This window comes from Desulfatibacillum aliphaticivorans DSM 15576, from assembly GCF_000429905.1.
Lineage (GTDB): Bacteria > Desulfobacterota > Desulfobacteria > Desulfobacterales > Desulfatibacillaceae > Desulfatibacillum > Desulfatibacillum aliphaticivorans.
In genome coordinates, this window is sequence record NZ_AUCT01000019.1 from 101,152 (window position 1) to 120,273 (window position 19,122).

Consider the following 19,122-nt stretch of genomic DNA (forward strand, 5'->3'; position numbering starts at 1 on the left):
ACTATATCCCCTCAGATTGGATTATTACAGTCAATTGTCCTGTATTATTAAGATAGTATAGGTCTCTTGCCCCATACCCAATATTCCCGCCATATTTGCATTTCCTCCATTCATCATCTAACTTTTTTGCAACCTCCATTGAGCTTTTAAGATAGTTACAGGCTTGCTTTATTTTGGTGTCCTCATAAGAGTCAAATTTAACCCCTCTTTGCTTGAGAAATTGAGGAATGAGAAGGCAGCAATCAGCATTTTGACTGTTCTCATCGATGTGATCAAACACATCAGGCAAGACACAGTCATTAACGGCCAATAATAATTTGGCTTTGCCAAACGCCAGATACAGCGTCAGAATATTGTCTTTTACATCCCACTCCCATTCTGGCTTGGGTGTTGGATGCTTGATCCTTTTTTTTACTACAAATTCAGAGCATTGCCCGATGGAGAAAAAACTTTGTTTGTAGGCCCATGGGTTTCTTTGCAATTGTAATTTACCTATATGTGAAGACAATGCGCAACCAATTAGAGTTCCATACTCCACCTCATCACACATTCGCATTTTATCGCTGAAAATTTGTATAATTTCATCTTCACCTGTTTTTTTGTTTAATATAGCAAATTCAGGATGGACCAAGCTGCCGTCTGGGTTCCTTAATCCGATATTTTGCTCCATTTTAGATACCACCCAATTAGTAATCTTTGTTTTGTCATAATTTGATGGCATATAGCACGGATCATAGCATGATCCCGTGTTGACAGTCCCCTTTGCCGAAATTCTGTATTTTTTCCCGACCTCCAACTCCACGCCAGTGTCAACCCAGTAACGATTGGCATTGACTGGAACAATAATTAATTGCTCCCCCTTTCCTTCGCTGATTGTCACGGTAGCTTGCCCTGGTCCAATACTTACTGTCGTGAGACCGGCAGACCGGACTTTTCGGATAAAGCCTGGCCCAAGGAACCAAAGCACCAGGATCACTAGTATAAAGTAGATCATACCTGGCGACAAAAAAACTTCCCGGAGAAGTTGAGAGACCTTTTTCTCGTCACTCATAATTACATCTTTCATTTTAGAGGAGTATTTTGATTCCGACAAAGTCGGAGTTCTATATGAAGATTTTAATTGGTTTTTATATGTTACTAATTTACACTAATATGCGTCAACCCCTAAAAATCATAAAATATTTACTGTCGTCTACAAGGATGTATCGGGTACTCGTTGCTGAAAGAATTCCCCGCAGACTAAACCCGGTTTTCACATCGTTATATGAACAACGCCGCACCCTTTTTGGGGGTGTGGCGTTGGCAATTTGCAGCGGTCTATTAAGCCCGTTTTGCTAATTCGGATACATTCCCTCCACCAGGGAGTTGTACTTTTCGTTGATCACGTTGCGTTTGAGCTTGAGGGACGCGGTCATCTCGCCTGATTCCTGGGAGAACTCGTCCTTGATGATACGATATTGCTTGATGGTTTCAAACCGGGCCAGGTGGGAGTTCCGTTCGGCCACGTGGCGATCTACAATGGCCAGGAATTCCGGGTTGTCCAAAAGCTCCCGGGGCTCGGAATAGGCGATGCCTTCCTTTTCCGCCAGGGTTTGGGCCTGCTCCATGTTGATGTTCACCAGGGCGGAGAGGTATTTCCTCCGGTCTCCGATCACTATGAAATGCAGGAACAGGGGATCGGACATAAACAGGGACTCGATTTTCTGGGGGGCGATGTTTTTTCCGCCTGCGGTGATGATCAGGTCTTTTTTTCGGCCCGTGATTTTTAGGAATCCCCGGTCGTCCAATTCCCCCAAATCTCCGGACATAAAGTATCCATCTTCCGTAAAGGCCCTTCGTGTTTCCTGCTCCAGGTTCCAATATCCCGTAAACACGTTGTCGCCCTTGATAAGCACCTCTCCGTCCTGGGCGATTTTCACGTCCACGCCAGGCAAGGGAGGTCCAACCGTGCCGATGCGGTAGTCGGACAGGTTGCTTAAGGCGGCCGGCGCCGTGGTTTCGGTCAGGCCGTAGCCTTCCACGACGGAGATTCCCGCGGCGTTGAAAAAAAGCTGGATTTCCCGGGCCGTGGGGCCGCCGGCGGCCATGATGTACTTGACCCTTCCGCCCAGGCGGTCCTGGAGCTTTTTGAATACCAACTGATAAGCCAGCCGGTATTTAAGGGCCAGGACCAGGGGGACGGGCTTTTTGGCCTCCCGGAGTTCGCTGACCTGTTCGCCGATTTTTTGGCTCCAGTAGAAGATTTTTTGCATGGGCAAGGGCTGGGTTTCCACCTGCTCCATGATCTTCTGGAACACCTTTTCGCATACCCTGGGCACGGCCATGATGATGGTGGGCCGCCGCTCCTGGAGGTCTTCCAATAGGGTGGTGAAGTTTTCAGCAAAGGAAGCGGTGATGCCCGCGTACATGCCCATGTAATGGTCGGCGATGCGCCCGAACACGTGGCAAAGGGGCAGAAAAGGCACGGTCTGGTCCTTTTCATCCGCGTAACCGGGCGTGATGCCGGCAAGCCCCTGGATCACGAACATGATGTTTTGATGGGTGATCATCACCCCCTTAGGCATGCCCGTAGTGCCGGAGGTGTAGACGATGGTGGCCAGGTCGCCTGGTTTGGACATGGCGGCGCTGCGTTCGAAAAGGCCGGGATCCTGCTCGTTCTTCTTAAGGCCTATTTCCATGAGCCTGGCGAAGGAGATCAGCCCCCCGTCTCCATTCGTGGGAACGTCTCCGATTGTGACGATGGCTTGCAGGGATGGATTGGCCGCCCGGATGCGTTTGGCTTTTTCCAACTGTTCCTTGTCGCCCACGATAAGCGCCTTGCATCCGGAGTCCTGCACAATGTAACCGGCCTCCTCCTCCGTCAAAGTGGGGTATAGGGGGACCACCACGGCGCCAATGCCCAGGCCGCCCATATCGGAATACAGCCATTCCAGATAATTATCGGAGAAAATGCCTATGCGGTCGCCCCGCTCCACGCCTAAGGAGGCGAAGCCCAATCCTGCGGCCCGGGCGTTTTCATAGTACTGAGTCCAGGTGGCCGATTGCCACGCGCCGTTTTTCTTTTTTTCCAGGGCGATTCGGTTGGAGTATTTGTTTGCGCGATTCTTGAAAACTTCGTTGATGGTACGTTCCACGTTATTCTTCCCCCCTCGCGCCTTTTGTAACGGCAAGGCCCGGTTGCAAAAGGCGCGATTTTGTAAAAAGCTGGATCAAAGCCGGCCGAATCGCCAGGGGCAAGGCCTCCCCGTGGATGCGCTTCGGCCTGAATGGAAATTATCTTTCGTTAATTACAAAGCGTCTCATGCCCGGAATATGGGTCTCGGTCCAGTACCGCTCCCAATCAAGGGTGGAGGAGTCCACATTAAAGTCTTTTTGGTCCTGCTCCGGCATTTTATCCAAAAGAGCCAGGGTGTTATGGGTCATGAATTTCCACGTGTTGATGGTGTATACGGAATAAAGATCGGAAAACTGGCAAAGCCGGTCGATCTGCTTGGCCGTGCCGTCAATCCATTTGCAGGCCTTTTTGGCCGGCCCCAGGCTTCTGACAATAGGTATGCTGGAAATCACCTTGCCAGCCATGGTCAAGGGCAGCTTGCGTTTTTTCTGGTAAAAATTCACGAATTTCTTGGGATCGGGGTAGAACTGGGCCGGCGCGGGCTTGCAAGGCTTGCCCTTTTTGTCCATGAGCGGATCCCTTTTAAAGTATTCCAGCCAGATTTTGCTGATTTCCTTTAAGGTGATGGGCTTGCGGTGGCTGGTGCCGATCTGGAAGACCGACATGGCGCCTTCCTCGCCCTGCAATGCGCAGGCCGCCATGATCAGGTTGACCACGTAATCCACGGGAACCGTGTCGATGATGGTCTGGGGATCCCCGGGGAAAGCCTTGATCATGCCCCTGCCCACGCCTTCGATCAGGGGCTCCACCAGATGATAACCCTCCAGCCACCCCTGGATCGGGTCCTTGACCGCGCTGGTAATTCCGGGAGGCCGGATAATGCTCAAAGGCACGGGGCCGTGATTTTTTGTCAGCAGCATTTCGGCCATGGCCTTGCTTAACGTATAAGAGTCAAACCATCCGTGCAGCCTGGCCCGCTCCCTGCCGTAAGCGGAAAGCTCCTGCCTGATGTGCCAGTTCCTGGCCCTCTGAAAAAGCTGATCCATGGACTCGGAGGCGTATTTTTTTATCCCGGCCAACTCCCTGGCGTTTTTCTCAAACAACGGCTTCTTGGAGGGATGATCCGCGTCTTCATGCACCTTGTCCGCGTACTCCAGGGCTCTGCGGATTTCCTCATCCAAATCAAAAGGATGCTTGCCGTTACCCAATAGGTTGGCGATGCTCTTCTTGGGGTCGAAAGGCTCTTCAAACACCTCGCCGCTCCGGCTGCCGTGCACAAAAGCAGAGGAAACATGGACGAAGCGGGGCGGGGGCGTCGCCTTTTTGGCCATTTCCATAAGCCTGGCGCCGGCCAGGGTGTTCACCCGCACGGAATAGTCAAAGCGTTCGTCCCAGTTCACGCAGGCGGCGATATGGATGACTGCGTCCAGGCTTTCAAACAGTTTGGTCTGGTCCTTTTTCTTCAGTCCCAGGTCCTTTTCAAACAAATCGCAAGCATACACTTCCAGCTTTTCATCTAAAAAGGATAAAAAATCAGGATGCCTGGACCTGAGCCGGGCGAAAGCGGCCGAATCCAAAAGGCTTTGTTCCAGACGCTCTTTGGCGGCCTCATGAGGCGACCCATTGGACTTGCCGGGGCGCGCTAACAGGCGGATTTTACCGATTTCAGGAGCTTCCCATAAAATCCTCTCAAGAAGAACCTTGCCTAAAAATCCGGTGGAACCGGTAATGAGAATAGTCTTGTTGTTAAAATACTCTTTAATCATGGGTTATCTTCTCCAGGCTGTGGGGAATAGGCGCTTAGAATGTGGAGTATAAGATATTATAACAAAAATCATGCCAGGATGGAAGGGTAACGGATTTTAATTAATTATCAGGGGGATATAAAAAACTTGCAAAAAATTGAACGATCGGATATATTTCAAAAATGAAATTGGCCTTGCACAAATGAAATACTCCAACAGAGGAACACCTCCCTCATGCTCGCTCAAGACCTGAGACCGGAAGAAATTTTCCGCCGGGACAGGGCCTCGGGCTTCCCGCTATTCGGAAGCCAGCGCCTGCTTATTACCGGCGTGCCCACCCTGCAGCGGTTCGGAAACGATTTAAGGACCATCATGGGCCAGAGGACGTCGGCCACGGTCATGACCCGTTTGGGCTACGACACCGGACTGGCGGCCGCCATGGCCCTGGCGGACATGTACGAGTTCGACTCCCCCGAAGAATGGCTGAAGTCGTTCAAGGTGCTGCTGCCTGCCACGGGCATGGCCGTGGAGCGGGACAGCCAAATCCATTTCGATCCTGAAAACAAGACTCTCCGTTACACGGGAATCTGGGAAAAGTCATTTGAAGCCCAGGTGTGGAGCATGTTTACGGAAGGGATCAGCGATAAGCCGGTCTGCCATGTGCTGAGCGGGATTGTAAGCGGCTTTTTCACCGCCATCCTGGGCAAGGACGTCCTGGTGCACGAATTGTCGTGTAAGGCCCAGGGCCATGACTATTGCACATTTGAAGCCCGGCCCATGGAGGAGTGGGGGGAGGATCCGCTAAAAATCCACGAACCCCTGGATGAAGACTGGCTGAACGATGAAATCCATCGTCTGCAAAAGGAATTGAAGCAGTCCCGGCAGGTGCTTGAAAAGCGGGACCAGGAGTTGCAGCGGCTGAAAACCGGTCCGGAAAAGAACCGGCACGGCATTGTGTTTCGCAGCCCGGAAATGGGCAAGATCGTGGAGTTGGCGGAAATCGCCGCGCCCAGCAATTCCACGGTGCTGGTCCAGGGGGAGAGCGGCACAGGCAAGGAATTGGTCGCCCGGTTCATCCACAAGGCCTCCCAACGCGGGGACGAGCCTTTTGTAGCTATCAACTGCGCGGCCATCCCCCACACATTGATCGAGTCTGAGTTGTTCGGGCACTTAAAGGGCTCTTTCACCGACGCCAGGGCGGATAAAAAAGGGCTGCTGGTGGAAGCCGGGCAGGGAACGATTTTTATGGACGAAGTGGGCGAGCTGGGCATGGAGGTTCAGGCCAAGCTGCTGCGGGCTTTGCAGCAGCGGGAGGTGCGGCCTTTGGGCGGGCTGAAGACGGTTCCCATACAGGCCCGGATTATCGCCGCCGCCAATCAGGATTTGAGGGAAATGGTGGACCAGGGGGCTTTTAGGCAGGATCTCTTCTACCGGCTGTCGGTCTTTCCGTTGCTTATTCCGCCCTTGCGCCAGCGCAGGGAGGACATTCTCATCCTGGCCCGGCATTTTTTATCCCGCCTGGACCCGTCCCATCCCGGATTCACGCCCGAGGTGGTTCGGCGCATGCAAGCCTATCACTGGCCCGGCAACATCCGGGAGTTGGAGAACTGCGTGGAATACGCCTATATTCTATCCCGCCAGGAGCCCATCCACATGAGGCATTTGCCCATTTCCATGGCGGAAAAGCCTCGGGACATATTCGACGAGCTGGCCGGAGACTTCCCCACGCCCAAGGAGCTTGTGCGCAGGTACGCCCAGCACGTGCTGCAGCACACGGAGGGAAACAAGACCCAGGCGGCCCGTTTGATGGGCGTGAGCCCCGTCACCTTATGGCGCTATTTGAATCAGGGGGCTGAAACGTAAACAGCCCCCCGGTTTCCCGAGGGGCTGCTTGTGATCGAAAAAGATCGCCGTCTATTGCACGAAGAACATGGCAAGGCTTTCAGCGATGCAGGCGGGTTTGTCTTCGCCGTCGATTTCAATGGTGTTGGTGGTGGTGACCAAAACCCGGTTGCCGGATTTTTCCTCCACGTTGGTCAAAACCACGCGGTCGCGCACCTTGGAGCCCACCTTGACGGGATTGATGAAGCGGACCTTATTCAGGCCGTAATTGATGGCCATGACGGTTCCTTCGGGAAGAACCATGTTGTCGCCGCTCAGGAACGGAATCAGGGACAGGCTCAGAAAACCGTGGGCGATGGTGGTTCCAAAGGGGCCTTCGGCGGCCATTTTTTCATCCACGTGAATCCACTGATGGTCTTCCGTGCAGTCTGCAAACTTGTTGATGCGGTCCTGGTCAATCTGCACCCAATCGCTGACGCCCAGTTCCTGTCCAATGCGTTCTTTCATTTTTTCAACAGGCAATGTTTCTACCATGACGGAGCTCCTTTCGGAAAATATAGGTAATAAGTTAACCAGGCCCGAAGCCCGGCAATTTTACTCTGATGATCAAAGGCTTTTTGGGGTGGATCAAAAAAAACAAGCCGGGGAATTCCGCATTGTAAAAAAATAGCCAGGCCTCCCCCCGGCCAGCTTCGACGCAGCCTGAAAAAAACACCGCCAGCCACGCGGCGCAGCCCCTTTCACCCTATGGCGCGGTGGGCCAAGGCGCAGTTTTTATAACACAGGGCATTGGTTTAGGCAATAAATTGGAACGAGCATTCGTTATTTAATCGCCCTGAACACATTCAGGACCCGATCCATTTCCACAAACAAGTCGTAATGCACGATGGCCGTAACCGGTACGCCCACCAAGCCGGTCTCCAGGGAAGGCCCCTTGATCCTTTGAAAAAAATCCCGCACAGTCCCCTGCTCCAGATGCTTTTCCACCAGTTCGAACATACGGGCCGTGACTTTGGCGGCCTTGCAGGCCAGTTCCTCCACGGTTCCCTGCTTGGGCCTGCCGGTAACCGTATGGCGGTACTTAAGACCGGCCTGAAAATAATCCGGGCGCCGAGGCTCTTTGTAGGGATAAAAAAGGGTCAGAAACTTATCGCCCTTGCCTTCCGTGGACCGGTTGATGAACCAGGAAAGCCGGGCCAGGCTCTTTTGCATGAAAAGCCACTGAATGGCGCCATGGGCGTACAGGGCCTTACGGACCCCATTGTTCGCTTTTGCGGCGCCTGAAAAATACAGGGCGCCCACCATATGGTCAAAGGCGGCGGCGTCCATTTCCTTTCTTTTCAGCAGGGAGAAAAAGGATATGGGCCGCTCCCTGCTTCCGTTCATCCTGAGGTGAAAAAGGTCCAGGTAGGTTTCCAGCTCCCTGTGCCTGGTCAGGCTGAGATCTTTCCATTCGTCGGGAACTTCCGTGGAGCTTCCCGTATAATACTCCACCCAGGGATGATACACGGCGTCCGCCAGAATATGGGAGAAGGTCCCCATGACAAAGGCCCACATGCCGTCCGACCATTTGTCCTGGTAGGCTTCCACCAATCCGGTCAACGGGGCGAATGTGTTTTCGCCGTCCTTGCCGTGGAGAAAATGGGCCAGCAGGTCAAATTCCTCCGTATTTTCCAATGCGTACATGGGCGTGTCGGGTATGACCGCGCCTAACAAATAAAGGTTGGGGTTTTGGGCGATGATCCGCCGCGCCTCGCCGTCTTTAAGGCGGCGAAAGGCTTCCCTGGCCAGAATCCAATGGGTTTGCTCCTTGGGCATGAACCTGCTCCTTGCGTGTTTGTCAATTAGTGGCAAATTCCCGCCCCGGCGTCAACGGCAAAAGCAATTTGCCGCACACCTCCATAAAAAACGGCGCGTCATCTTGAAATAATGCTCCATACCAACTAATCTGCGACAAGCAGTTTTCATCCCGGAAATAATATTGTCATGGCAAGGGCGGCTTTAAACGAACGGGCCGCTAACAATTGCGGATAAGGGCGCGCACCGACGAAGCGGAGTTGATGGTGGCTTTCATTTTCGATTTTATTGGAAAGACCTTGGTGATTACTCTATCGGCTTTTGTCGTCCTGTCCTTTCCCTGTTATGGCTCCGAAGCAACTTTGATTACAGAGCAGGCTGGAGATAAAAATATGGAATTGCAGTGGTTTGAAAAGTATGATGGCCAAAGAACGGATGAATTGATTGCACTGGAAAATAAATTCAGAAAGGACTCGCTGGTATCGGCTTTTGAAAGAGCCGTTTGGCAAAAAGAAGAGCGTTTGGGAGCGGATAAACTCAGCGATGAAGAACGCATTATTCTCGCTGTGGAGTCTCTGGAGCGCGAGGTTAATAACGGCGGCTATTTACAGTTCTTTGTGAACACGCCGGAGTTCGTCCCGATGATTGTGGAGGCTTTGCACTCAATCGGAAGCTCGGAAACAGCGAAATTAACCCAAAAAGCAATTGATGCATTGAAGATAGAGGGGCCTCTGACAATTCCTAAAGTGGACGAAGCTGTTCTTCTCGCCGCCGAGGAGGAAGACCCGGACCAGGAGGAAATCTGGGATGACTGCGACCAATTTTATTATGATGAAATTGGGGACCTTTCGGTCCTGCTATTTGTTTTTATAAAGAAAAACAGGGAGAGGATAAGCATTCCATAACTCTTTTTAAATTTCAGAAGGAGAGCGCCATGGAACAATCCGCAGAACTTAAAGACCTGTATGTGAAGATTTGCGAGGCCCAGGCAATCGGGGACTACGCCTTTTTTCAGGAAATGTTTTCACAAGAGGAGGGCGCCCTTGCCATCGGCACGGACCCCAGTGAATGGTGGATTGGATACGAGGCCATAACCAAGGTTTTTCAGGCTCAGTTGGAAGAGATAGGCGGTTTTACCATTCTGCCGGGAGAGTCTCACGCCTGTTGCAACGATTCCGCCGGCTGGATCGCCGGCAATCCCGCAATCAAGATGGCCGACGGAACCGAGTTTCCCATGCGCCTCACCGTGGTCCTGGAAAAAGCGCAGGGCGGCTGGAAAATCATCCAATGGCACTCTTCGGTAGGCGTTTCCAACGAGGACCTGATCGGGGAGACTCTGACCACCTAATTTGATTTATGCGCTTTCGTTGCTGTGTGTGCTTTGTCGCTAAATGGAAAACCGGTAAAAAATCTTACCGGTTTTGGCTCAAAGTGGATCGATTTTTTTATCGCCTTTCAATAATTGCGCCTTTTCCCGTCGCCCCATGGGATACTGATCATGGTCAGACTAAGACTTTCCTTCCAACGGGCGGCCTCCGCTTTCGCCCCTTAACTGATTGACATGCCGGGGCGAGGTTGGATATTTTTAGGGATTGGAAATTGCCTGGCCGCGGGCTTTGACGACGCGCCCGGGGCGCCGGGGCTTCCCATATTTTACGGAGGATATATGACCGCGCAACGCAACGGAATTGTGGGCGAAAGTAAAATCACCAACCATATCATCGACTGCCTGTCGTTTATCCCTCTGTTTGACGGGCTCTCCCCGGCGGATCTCAGGATTGTGGCCAAGCACATGCACTTTATCGAGGTGGACGAAGGCGAACTGGTTTTTGAAGAGGGCGAGCCCGGCGACTATGTGTGTTTTGTCGCCAGCGGATCCCTGGAGGTCATCAAGGAGTCCTCCAAGGGGGAGCGTGCGGCCCTGGCCACCTTGTCCCGGGGGCGCTCCATCGGCGAAATGGCGCTCATTGACGAGTTTCCCCGGTCCGCCACGGTCATCGCCAAAACCAGGGCGACCCTCATCACGTTAAGCCGCAGCAACTTCAACCTGATCCTGGCCAATCATCCCCAGGCCGGGGTGCCGGTTTTAAAGGGTCTCTCCAGGCTTTTGTCCATGAATTTGCGAAAGACCTCCGGCCAGTTGGCGAATTTGATGCTGAGTTATGAATAGTTTGTTATTTTAAGATATTGAATCAATCCGTTTGAAATCAAAAAAAGGGGCGGCCCCTGTGTAAAGGCCGCCCCTTTTTAAGTGTCAATCCCGCTTTTCGTTTAAAGGGAATCCACCCAGTGGATGCGGGGCTGCTCCCGGGCCACGGGGTTGTCCACCTGGCCTTGGGGATAGCCGATGGACAGGGACGAGATGATTTTAAAAGGCTCTTCAATTCCCAGCTTCTTTTTGAGCGCTTTATCGAATCCGATGGCTTTGGACAGGCTGACCCAGCAGGTTCCCAATCCCAGGGAGTGGGCGGCCAGAACCATGTTCTGACCGGCTATGCCCGTGTCCAGCTCCACGCTGCCGATGCCTCTTTTGTCGGCCAGCAAGAGGATGACGGCCGGAGCGCCGAAGTATATGTCGTAATTGGGGTCCGAAGACGCCGCGTTGATCCCGCCGCGCGCCCGGGGCTCCGTGTCTCCGGTTTTGATTTTGGTCAACAGCGGAAGCACCGCTTCCTGCCACAGGGCCAGTTTAGCCTCCTTGTCCCCCGGGGTTTTTTTGTTGATCCAGGGTTTGGGCAGGGTCAGGGCGCTGACCTTGTACAGGGACGCCTTGCATTTTTCGTTGAGCGCGGAAATGACGTCCCGGTTGTCGATGGCAATGAACTTCCAGGGCTGATTGTTCCCGGCCGAAGGGGCGAAACGGCCCGCTTCGATGACGCGTTCGATCATATCCCTGGGCACTTTTTTCTTCTTGTACAGCCGGACGCTTCTCCGCTGATAGATAACCTTCTCGGTCTCCGTCAGTTCCGGCTCCTGGTCCGCGTATGTGGATTGCCCGTTGCGCCCTAAAGGGTTGGGCATGGTCTTGGGGCCTCTGAACAAATGGGCGTTCTTCCAAAATCCCTTGTCCACCCGGTAGTCGCCTTTAATGGTGATGGCGTTTTGCGGGCATGAGGCGGCGCAGTTCTGGCAAGTGATGCACCGGAAATGGTCGTAGCGCTGGTTGGGTCTTGATTTTTTGCCGTAAAGCTCGAGCAGTTGGATGGGGCAAGCCTTGACGCAGCGCCCGCATCCATTGCATTTATCCCTGTCCAGAACGAATTCGGCGTATCTGGCTTGAGGCAAACTCATGTGGCGGTATTTTTCCAAAAGCATGGGGTGTTCCTTTCCGGATTTTGTTAAGGCCGAGGCGAGTCTTTGGGATTATCCATAAAGGAGCACGACTGTCCAGTCAATCAATATTTTGACCGAACGGTTCAAAATATGACTCCAAGGAGATCGATTTGAAATAAATTCTTTGAATAATAGTCTGTTATTGAAGTATATTTTGTTAATACGCCGTTTGGGAAGGAAATTTGACTTGCCAGTCGCCTTTAAATAGTCTATGTACAGTTACGCGTTAATCTGTTGTCTTCGGCCTTGATTATTTACGACAAATCATTCCAAAATCGATCCAGGAGGCTCTTTTGGCGGATTCTCATGACAAAAAATGGTTTCGCATCGCCGAGTTGGAGAGGCAGTCCGGGGTGTCCCGGCGCACCATTCATTTTTACCTGCAGGAAGGCCTGCTTCACGCGCCCATGAAAACGGGAAAAACCATGGCCTACTACGACGAAGCGCACCTGGAAAGGTTGAAAATCATTTGCGCCGCAAAAAAGCAGGGCATGCCTCTTTTCGCCATTCGGGAAAAAATCTCCGCCATGAAAGGCGCACCCGACCTGCCAGCCCGCAACAAGGGCATCGGGGGCGCGGGCGCCAGGAAAACGGCAAAAAAAAAGCCCAAAAGCGCCCAGGGGAACAAAACCCGGGAGGCTATCCTGGATCTGGCCTGCTCCATTTTCCGCTCGGAAGGGTATAAAGGCGCCAAGGTGAGCGACATCACCAAACGTCTGAATGTAGGCAAGGGGACTTTTTATTTTTACTTTTCCGACAAAAAAGAACTTTTCCTGGAATGCGTGCCTCGCATTTTCGCCGAGTTGTTTTCCGACGGGTGGGATGAAATCGGCCGGGAACGGGATCCCATGGTCAGACTCCAACTCCGCGCCAAGGCGGTCTTGCCGGTTCTTAAGGAGTTCTGCGCCATCCTGGCTTTATGCAAGGAAGCGGTGGAGGATCCGGACCCCAAACTCAAGGATCTGGGAAACCGGGTTTTTACATCCATCCGCAAGCCCATAGAGACCGATCTCATCAAGGGGATGAAAATGGGCCTTTTCCGGGACGTGGACGCCAAGCTCACCTCCGCCATCATCGTCGGCATTGCGGAAGGCCTGCAATATCTCCAGTCCTGCGAGGAAGGCTTTGGCATGGCCAGCGCCCAGCAGAGTCTGCTGGACTTTTTCCGTTACGGCGTGGCCGGCGACGCCCGCTGATTTTCTTTGCATTTTCATGGGGGAAAACGGCCCTGACGCCGGCCGAACACAGGCGTTCGTCTGCAACTGTTCACTAACTATGCGTAGCTTCCCATGACTTATTTTTTGCCTTATTTAGGAATTTTAAGACTTCCATCGTCCGAAAATTATTTTATAAATCCTCATTTTTCCACTCTATCTGGGAATTTATTCAGTTTTTATGGCGCACTGCGGCAAAAAAGCGCTTGACTAGACAGTTTGGTTGACTATATAGTCAACTATCATGCAAATCGGATTTCGGGAGGAGGTCCTGGAAGATCCATTGTCAGCCGCCTGATTGAATTCCTTTTAAACAGGTCAAAATTCATTACAATTGAAATTTAAGGAGTATGAAACATGCGGGATGTGGCTATTGTCGGCGTTGGCATGACACGATTCGGAAAGTATCCTGACAAGGGCATTAAAGAGCTGGTGGCGGAGTGCGTGGACGCGGCCCTGGCGGACGCCGAGCTTGAAAAGGATCAAATAGAAGCCGCCTACATGGGCAGCGCCGCCACCGGGCTTATGACCGGGCAGGAAATGATCCGCGCCCAGGTCACTTTATCGGCCATGGGAATCGAGGCCATCCCCATGTATAACGTGGAAAACGCCTGCGCAAGCAGCTCCACCGCCTTCCATACCGCTTGGACGGCCGTGGGCGCCGGGCTTTACGACGTGGCTTTGGTGGTGGGCTTTGAAAAGCTGTTCGACTACGATAAGAAAAAATCCTTCACGGCCCTGGGCGCGGCCGTGGACGTGGAGATGGTCAAGCAGTTTTTGGAGGAATACGAGAAGCAGAACAAGACCAAGGAAAAGATTCTTTCCAAGGGGGCCGGGGAGAAAAAGTCCATATTCATGGACATGTACGCCTACTACACCAAGGGCTACATGCAACGCTTCGGCCTGACCCAGGAGCACTTTGCAAAAATCGCCGTCAAGAGCCATAAAAACGGCGCAAACAATCCCTACGCCCAATACCAGGAGGAAGTCACCCTGGAGCAGGTGCTCCAATCAGGGGATGTTTCCTATCCGCTCACCCGGATGATGTGCTCTCCCATCGGGGACGGATCGGCTGCGGCCATTATCTGCTCCAAAGAGGTCGCCTCCCGGTTTAAGAATCAGCCCGTATGGGTGGCCGGATCCGTCATCGGCAGCGGCAAACTGACGGCCGCCCAAGAGGACACCCTCACCAAACGTCTGGGCCCCAGGGCCTTTGACATGGCTGGAGTCACACCCAAAGACCTGGATTTCATCGAGGTGCACGACGCCACTTCTCCGTCCGAGATCATCACCATGATCGAATTGGGCATCTGCCCCGGCGAGGAGGCAGGCGCATGGATAGACAGCGGCGTCATGGAAGTGGACGGCGATATGCCCGTGAATACGTCCGGCGGCCTGGCCTCCAAAGGACATCCCATCGGCGCCACCGGTCTGGGGCAGATTCACGAAGTAGTCAAACAACTCAGGGGCGAGGCCGGCAAGAGGCAGGTCAAGAACCCCAAGATCGGCATGACGCACAATGGCGGCGGCATTCTTGGCGTGGACGCGGCGGCCATGGCTCTGCACATTTTCAGGAATTGAAGATTGTAGATATTTTTCATTAAAAATGTTCGGTTTAGCAGGGGGGTAACATGGAGAATCAGGACCGGCAGTATTGGAACATGGATATTGAGAACAAGCTCAATACTCCTGAAATCAAGGAATTGCAGCTTGCCAAGCTCAAGGACGCCCTGAAATGGCAATACGAAAACACGCCCTTTAACCGCGCCCGCTTTGACAAGGCCGGTGTAAAGCCCGAAGACATCAACAGCTTTGAAGATTTCGCCAAAGCCATCCCGCCCGCCGGCCAGCCGGAAGTCCGCGGGATCATCGAGGAAGTGGGCCTGGACATGAACAAGCTCATGACCCACTTGTTCGGGCAGAAAAGGATGGATGACCTGTATCTGCTGACCACCACCTCCGGCACCACAGGCATTCCCACGCCCTATCCCAATTTCAAGCCGGGCATCGTGGACGGCAGGGAAATCATGTGCCGCGCCGCCTGGCGCATGGGCGTCAGGCCCGGAGACCGCATCGGCCTGTGCTTCGGCCTGTCCATGCATGCGGCCGGAACGCCCCAGATTCTATGGTATTACGATTTTCCGGGCGTGACCATGGTTCCCATCGGAGCTGAGGCCGGAACGGAAAAGATCCTGCAGTTCATTCAGCTCTTCGGCGTTAATGTGTTCACCGGCACTCCGTCTTTGGCTTTGCATCTGATTGAAAGATGCCCGGAAGTGCTGAATATTCCCATTAAGAATCTGGGCATCAAAACACTGATTCTGGGCGCCGAGCCAGGAGCGGGCATTCCCGAAGTGCGCCATCGCCTGGAAGAGGAATACGGCGCCCAGGTCTTTGACGCGGGCGCCGGATACGGCTGCTCCTGCGAGCATCCGGTTTATCAGGGCATGCACTGGCTGGCCGACGACATGGCTTATTACGAATTGGTGGATCCGGAAACCGGAGACGCCATTCCCATGGAGCACGGCGCCCAGGGCATTATGGTCGGCACCTCGCTCAACCCCCAGGGAGCGGTGTGGTTTGACATGCGCTTCACCCTGGGAGACATCCACCAGGTGTTCACCGAGCCCTGCCCCTGCGGCAAGTCCGGTTTCCGTTACAAGGTTGTGGGCCGTTCCGACGACATGCTGAAAGTCAAAGGCGTGCCCGTCTATCCGGCCGCCATCGAAGGGGTGATTCACTCCTTCCCCAAAGAACTGACCGGCTCCTTCCGCATTGTGCTGGACGAACCGCCTCCCAGGGTGGTGCCGCCCCTCAAGCTGCGGGTGGAGCACTCCGCGGACGTCCGGAAGGACGATTTGCCGGAACTGGAAAAACGCGTGAACGAGAAAATGCACAGTCTGCTTAAAATCCGTCCCGCCATTGAATGGCTGGAACCCAACACCCTGGAACGCGCATCCAAGAAAACGCAACTGTTGGAAAAGAATTATTAGAATACCGGTGAGTTAAATAAGCATGGCCTCCTAAAGGGGCCATGCCTTGCGCCCTTAAATATAACAAGCGTTAGAAATAAAAGGGCGCCAAGGAGGGAACATGGGCAAAACAGTCGCAATTACGGGAGTCAACAGCTATTTTGCACAAACCGTAATCCCGAAACTGGCCGCCGATGAAACCGTGGACAGGATTATAGGCATTGACGTGACCCCGCAACGAAAAGGCCACCCCAAGCTGGAGCACGTCCAGGCGGACATTCGCAGCCCCAATCTGGACAAGGTCTTGAAAGGGGTGCACACGGTTTACCACATGGCCTTTATTGTGGGTGAGCTGCGGAACAAAGAGGAAGCGTGGGACATCAACATCAACGGCTCTAAAAACGTGTTTTCGGCCTGCGTGAAAAACGGCGTTAAAAAGGTCATTTACACGTCCAGCGCCACCGCTTATGGAGCGCATCCGGACAATCACTTAAGCCTGACCGAAGATAAGCCGCTCCGGGGCAACAAGGACAGCTACTACTCCTACGGCAAGGTCCAGGTGGAGAACTTTGTGACCGAGTACTTCCAGGATCATCCCGAGGTCAAGCTGGTCGTTTTAAGGGTTGGCCTGGGCGTGGGGCCGAATATCAACAATATGTTTTCGGATTTCTGGTCCCGGAAGGTTTACGGGTTCATGCTGGGAAGGCATCCCCATTTGCAGCTGATCCACGAACAGGATCTGGGAGACGCCTTGTACCTCGCCTACAAAAAGAATCTCCAGGGCGTATACAACGTAGCGGCCAGCGACGGCATACCGGCCCGTTGGGCCTTCAAACAGGCGGGCGTCCGTTTGTTCGACCTGCCTACTCCGGTGATGAAAGTTTTGGCCAACGTGGCTTTTACTTTGCACTTGGAAACGGTGAGCCAGGGCTGGGTCAGCCTTTCGGAGTATTCCATCCATATGAACACGGACAAATTCCGCAAGGCTACGGGATGGGAGCCAAAGTACAGCTCCGAGGCTGCGTTCCTTGATTATCTGAATAATCGAAACAAATCCGGCAAGGGAGCGCGGGCTTCATAGCTGGCTGCAATAATAACCTTTGGACTAAAGGGCGCATGAAAGCGCCTCCAACGCATGGATTTGCAAGCGAGGCAAAATACCGGAGGAAATATGGGCATCCTGAATAATATAAGAACCGGCGTGGTTTCCAGCATAGTAACGCGCCGCTGGCTTATGAGGCCGGGGATGAAAGGCCTTGAATTTGCTTATTACGTGGGGCGGGTTCCCCTGCTTAAAAAGCTCCATCCCTGGACCAGCGGCAAAAAGAACAGCTGCACCTACCTGCCCATCAAGGTGGACATCAACCAGGAAATGGGCCAGGCGGTGAATGAAATATATCCGCCCCAGGTGGTGCATGATTTCATCGACAAAGCCAGCCACATCGTTCGCATGAACAAGTGCCTGTGCCGGAACGCCCAGGATTGCGAAAACCACACCCACGACATTGGCTGCATGTTCATGGGGAAGAGCGCGCTTGGCATGCCGCCCCAGATCAGCAAGGAAATCAGCAAGGAAGAAGCTCACGAACACGTTGAAAAGGCTGTGGCCGACGGCCTGGTGCCCATGGCCGGCAAGGTGCGCGTGGACAATTTCGCCTTTTTAATTCCCGACCGGGATGAACTCCTTTCCGTGTGCTTCTGCTGCCATTGCTGCTGCATGATGGGCTATTACCGCCATGCAGGAGAGCAGATCAACGAAATGATGGTTCCCTTGGAAGGAGTAAAGATTACGGTCAACCCCGAAGTGTGCCAGGGATGCGGAACATGCGTGGAAACATGCATCTTCGACGCCATCAGCATTAAAGACGGCATTGCGGTTCACAGCGACGCCTGCAGGGCCTGCGGCAGGTGTACGCGCTACTGCCCCAACGGGGCCGTCACCCTGAGCATTGAAAACGCCAATTACAAGGACGCCATGGAAGGTCGCGTGGAATCCTACGTGGATTGGGGCCAGGGAAAGAAAAAAGGCTGAAAAGGTTTTCCGGGGAAACCCGGAAAATGGAGGGTGTTAGTAGGGGGAAAGACAGGGGGAAAGCCGCCGTGGGGGGAGGCTTTCCCCTTGTGCATTTTTAATAGTCGTAGAAACCTTTTTTGGTTTTTCTGCCAAGCCAGCCGGCTTCCACGTATTTTCTCAGAAGCGGGCAGGGGCGGTACTTGGAGTCTTTAAACCCTTCGTACAGGGTTTCCATGATGGCCAGGCAGGTGTCCAGGCCAATAAGGTCCGCCAGCGCCAGGGGGCCCATGGGATGGTTCATGCCCAGCTTCATGACCGTATCGATGTCTTCGCGGGTTCCAACGCCGTGATACAGGCAGTACACCGCTTCGTTGATCATGGGCAGAAGAATGCGGTTGGCGATGAATCCGGGGTAGTCGGCGGCTTCGGCGGGGGTCTTGCCGAATTTTTCGCTCAAATCCCAGGTCAGCTTAAAGGTTTCGTCCGACGTGGCGATGCCGCGGATGACTTCCACCAGCTTCATGACCGGCACGGGATTCATGAAATGCATGCCGATGACTTTTTCCGGCCTTTTGGTCTGGGCGGCTATCCGGCCGATGGGAATGGAAGACGTGTTGGTGGACAGGATGGCGTCCGGTCCGCAGATTTCGTCCAGATCCCGGAAGATCTTGAACTTAAGGTCTTCGCGCTCCGTGGCGGCTTCCACCACAAAGTCGGCCTTGGCCATGTCCTTGAGGTCTTCCGTAATGGTGATCCTGCCCAGGATGGCGTCCTTATCCTCAGCGGAAATTTTGCCCTTTTCCACGTTTTTGGAAAGGATTTTTTCAATATTTGCAAGGCCTTTTTTAGCGAAATCCAGGGAGATGTCGCTCATGATTACATTCAGGCCGCTGGTTGCGGCTACCTGGGCGATGCCGTTGCCCATCTGGCCCGATCCTATAACACCGAAAGTTTTGACGTCCATATTCTCCTCCTGTTAAACTAATTAGGTAAATTGGCTCGTGAAAAACATTTGGGAACCTACTACTTTTTTAGGTCTTGCGCAAGTCTTTGAGACGGGCGAAATTCCAACAATTCCCAAACTGTCAGC

The 19,122-nt window shown here is 53.3% G+C and carries 16 protein-coding genes; 9 read left to right on the forward strand and 7 right to left on the reverse strand.

All coding sequences use genetic code 11. From position 1 onward, the window contains the following. Window position 1: 1 nt before the first annotated feature. From G491_RS0116765 to G491_RS0116775, 3 genes are all read right to left on the reverse strand, one after another. Window positions 2-1,051 (reverse strand): hypothetical protein, encoded by a 1,050-nt coding sequence (locus G491_RS0116765; RefSeq protein WP_157468352.1) that lies wholly within the window; start codon window positions 1,049-1,051, stop codon window positions 2-4. Between the two features lie 283 nt (window positions 1,052-1,334). Further along, window positions 1,335-3,134 (reverse strand): AMP-dependent synthetase/ligase, encoded by a 1,800-nt coding sequence (locus G491_RS0116770; RefSeq protein WP_028315411.1) that lies wholly within the window; start codon window positions 3,132-3,134, stop codon window positions 1,335-1,337. Between the two features lie 139 nt (window positions 3,135-3,273). Beyond that, the gene (locus tag G491_RS0116775; protein ID WP_028315412.1) at window positions 3,274-4,881 is read right to left on the reverse strand and encodes an SDR family oxidoreductase; all 1,608 of its coding nucleotides are present in this window, start codon (window positions 4,879-4,881) and stop codon (window positions 3,274-3,276) included. A gap of 213 nt (window positions 4,882-5,094) precedes the next feature. Here G491_RS0116775 and G491_RS31220 point away from each other — a divergent pair, with 213 nt between their 5' ends. Further along, window positions 5,095-6,723 carry a sigma 54-interacting transcriptional regulator gene (locus G491_RS31220; protein ID WP_051327328.1) on the forward strand — a complete coding sequence of 543 codons (1,629 nt, stop codon included), beginning with the start codon at window positions 5,095-5,097 and terminating at the stop codon, window positions 6,721-6,723. 51 nt (window positions 6,724-6,774) lie between these two features. Here the strand turns inward: G491_RS31220 and G491_RS0116785 are convergent, their stop codons facing one another. Both G491_RS0116785 and G491_RS0116795 read right to left on the reverse strand, forming a co-directional pair. After that, window positions 6,775-7,236, reverse strand: coding sequence for a MaoC family dehydratase (locus G491_RS0116785; protein WP_015948618.1), 462 nt, complete (start codon window positions 7,234-7,236; stop codon window positions 6,775-6,777). Between the two features lie 288 nt (window positions 7,237-7,524). Further along, window positions 7,525-8,520 (reverse strand): zinc dependent phospholipase C family protein, encoded by a 996-nt coding sequence (locus tag G491_RS0116795; protein ID WP_028315413.1) that lies wholly within the window; start codon window positions 8,518-8,520, stop codon window positions 7,525-7,527. Window positions 8,521-8,762: 242 nt separating this feature from the next. Here G491_RS0116795 and G491_RS0116800 point away from each other — a divergent pair, with 242 nt between their 5' ends. The 3 genes from G491_RS0116800 to G491_RS0116810 all read left to right on the forward strand — a co-directional run bounded on the left by G491_RS0116800 (window position 8,763) and on the right by G491_RS0116810 (window position 10,669). Then, the gene (locus G491_RS0116800) at window positions 8,763-9,404 is read left to right on the forward strand and encodes a DMP19 family protein (RefSeq protein ID WP_051327329.1); all 642 of its coding nucleotides are present in this window, start codon (window positions 8,763-8,765) and stop codon (window positions 9,402-9,404) included. 29 nt (window positions 9,405-9,433) lie between these two features. Then, window positions 9,434-9,847, forward strand: a complete 414-nt coding sequence (locus tag G491_RS0116805) for a nuclear transport factor 2 family protein (protein ID WP_028315415.1) — start codon at window positions 9,434-9,436, stop codon at window positions 9,845-9,847. Between the two features lie 318 nt (window positions 9,848-10,165). Then, the gene (locus G491_RS0116810) at window positions 10,166-10,669 is read left to right on the forward strand and encodes a cyclic nucleotide-binding domain-containing protein (RefSeq protein ID WP_035219252.1); all 504 of its coding nucleotides are present in this window, start codon (window positions 10,166-10,168) and stop codon (window positions 10,667-10,669) included. Window positions 10,670-10,770: 101 nt separating this feature from the next. On the opposite strand, the gene G491_RS0116815 is transcribed toward G491_RS0116810, so the two are convergent. Beyond that, entirely contained in the window at window positions 10,771-11,814 is a 1,044-nt protein-coding gene (locus G491_RS0116815; protein ID WP_015948611.1) for a nitroreductase family protein, read from the reverse strand. 311 nt (window positions 11,815-12,125) lie between these two features. Here G491_RS0116815 and G491_RS0116820 point away from each other — a divergent pair, with 311 nt between their 5' ends. From G491_RS0116820 to G491_RS31230, 5 genes are all read left to right on the forward strand, one after another. Beyond that, window positions 12,126-13,028 (forward strand): MerR family transcriptional regulator, encoded by a 903-nt coding sequence (locus G491_RS0116820; protein ID WP_028315417.1) that lies wholly within the window; start codon window positions 12,126-12,128, stop codon window positions 13,026-13,028. A 375-nt stretch (window positions 13,029-13,403) separates the two neighbouring features. Then, complete coding sequence (locus G491_RS0116825) at window positions 13,404-14,627, forward strand: thiolase family protein (RefSeq protein ID WP_028315418.1); 1,224 nt, start codon at window positions 13,404-13,406, stop codon at window positions 14,625-14,627. 50 nt (window positions 14,628-14,677) lie between these two features. Beyond that, window positions 14,678-16,039 carry a phenylacetate--CoA ligase family protein gene (locus G491_RS0116830; RefSeq protein WP_028315419.1) on the forward strand — a complete coding sequence of 454 codons (1,362 nt, stop codon included), beginning with the start codon at window positions 14,678-14,680 and terminating at the stop codon, window positions 16,037-16,039. A 100-nt stretch (window positions 16,040-16,139) separates the two neighbouring features. Then, a complete protein-coding gene (locus tag G491_RS31225) occupies window positions 16,140-17,099 on the forward strand; it encodes an NAD-dependent epimerase/dehydratase family protein (RefSeq protein ID WP_035219190.1) in 960 nt (319 codons plus the stop codon). 165 nt (window positions 17,100-17,264) lie between these two features. Beyond that, window positions 17,265-18,050: a DUF362 domain-containing protein gene (locus G491_RS31230; protein WP_169829458.1), complete on the forward strand. Its 786-nt coding sequence runs from the start codon at window positions 17,265-17,267 to the stop codon at window positions 18,048-18,050. Between the two features lie 97 nt (window positions 18,051-18,147). On the opposite strand, the gene G491_RS0116840 is transcribed toward G491_RS31230, so the two are convergent. Beyond that, window positions 18,148-18,996, reverse strand: coding sequence for a 3-hydroxybutyryl-CoA dehydrogenase (locus tag G491_RS0116840; RefSeq protein ID WP_015948605.1), 849 nt, complete (start codon window positions 18,994-18,996; stop codon window positions 18,148-18,150). Between the last annotated feature and the right edge of the window lie 126 nt (window positions 18,997-19,122).

Excerpts from the sequence above, each read along its gene's own strand:
- G491_RS0116765 (WP_157468352.1), bottom strand. The coding sequence starts at position 1,051 with ATGAGTGACGAGAAAAAGGTCTCTCAACTTCTCCGGGAAGTTTTTTTG.
- G491_RS0116785 (WP_015948618.1), bottom strand. The coding sequence starts at position 7,236 with ATGGTAGAAACATTGCCTGTTGAAAAAATGAAAGAACGCATTGGACAG.
- G491_RS0116815 (WP_015948611.1), bottom strand. The coding sequence starts at position 11,814 with ATGCTTTTGGAAAAATACCGCCACATGAGTTTGCCTCAAGCCAGATAC.
- G491_RS0116810 (WP_035219252.1), top strand. The coding sequence starts at position 10,166 with ATGACCGCGCAACGCAACGGAATTGTGGGCGAAAGTAAAATCACCAAC.
- G491_RS0116795 (WP_028315413.1), bottom strand. The coding sequence starts at position 8,520 with ATGCCCAAGGAGCAAACCCATTGGATTCTGGCCAGGGAAGCCTTTCGC.
- G491_RS0116805 (WP_028315415.1), top strand. The coding sequence starts at position 9,434 with ATGGAACAATCCGCAGAACTTAAAGACCTGTATGTGAAGATTTGCGAG.
- G491_RS0116775 (WP_028315412.1), bottom strand. The coding sequence starts at position 4,881 with ATGATTAAAGAGTATTTTAACAACAAGACTATTCTCATTACCGGTTCC.
- G491_RS31225 (WP_035219190.1), top strand. The coding sequence starts at position 16,140 with ATGGGCAAAACAGTCGCAATTACGGGAGTCAACAGCTATTTTGCACAA.
- G491_RS0116800 (WP_051327329.1), top strand. The coding sequence starts at position 8,763 with ATGGTGGCTTTCATTTTCGATTTTATTGGAAAGACCTTGGTGATTACT.
- G491_RS0116830 (WP_028315419.1), top strand. The coding sequence starts at position 14,678 with ATGGAGAATCAGGACCGGCAGTATTGGAACATGGATATTGAGAACAAG.
- G491_RS0116825 (WP_028315418.1), top strand. The coding sequence starts at position 13,404 with ATGCGGGATGTGGCTATTGTCGGCGTTGGCATGACACGATTCGGAAAG.
- G491_RS0116840 (WP_015948605.1), bottom strand. The coding sequence starts at position 18,996 with ATGGACGTCAAAACTTTCGGTGTTATAGGATCGGGCCAGATGGGCAAC.
- G491_RS31220 (WP_051327328.1), top strand. The coding sequence starts at position 5,095 with ATGCTCGCTCAAGACCTGAGACCGGAAGAAATTTTCCGCCGGGACAGG.
- G491_RS31230 (WP_169829458.1), top strand. The coding sequence starts at position 17,265 with ATGAAAGGCCTTGAATTTGCTTATTACGTGGGGCGGGTTCCCCTGCTT.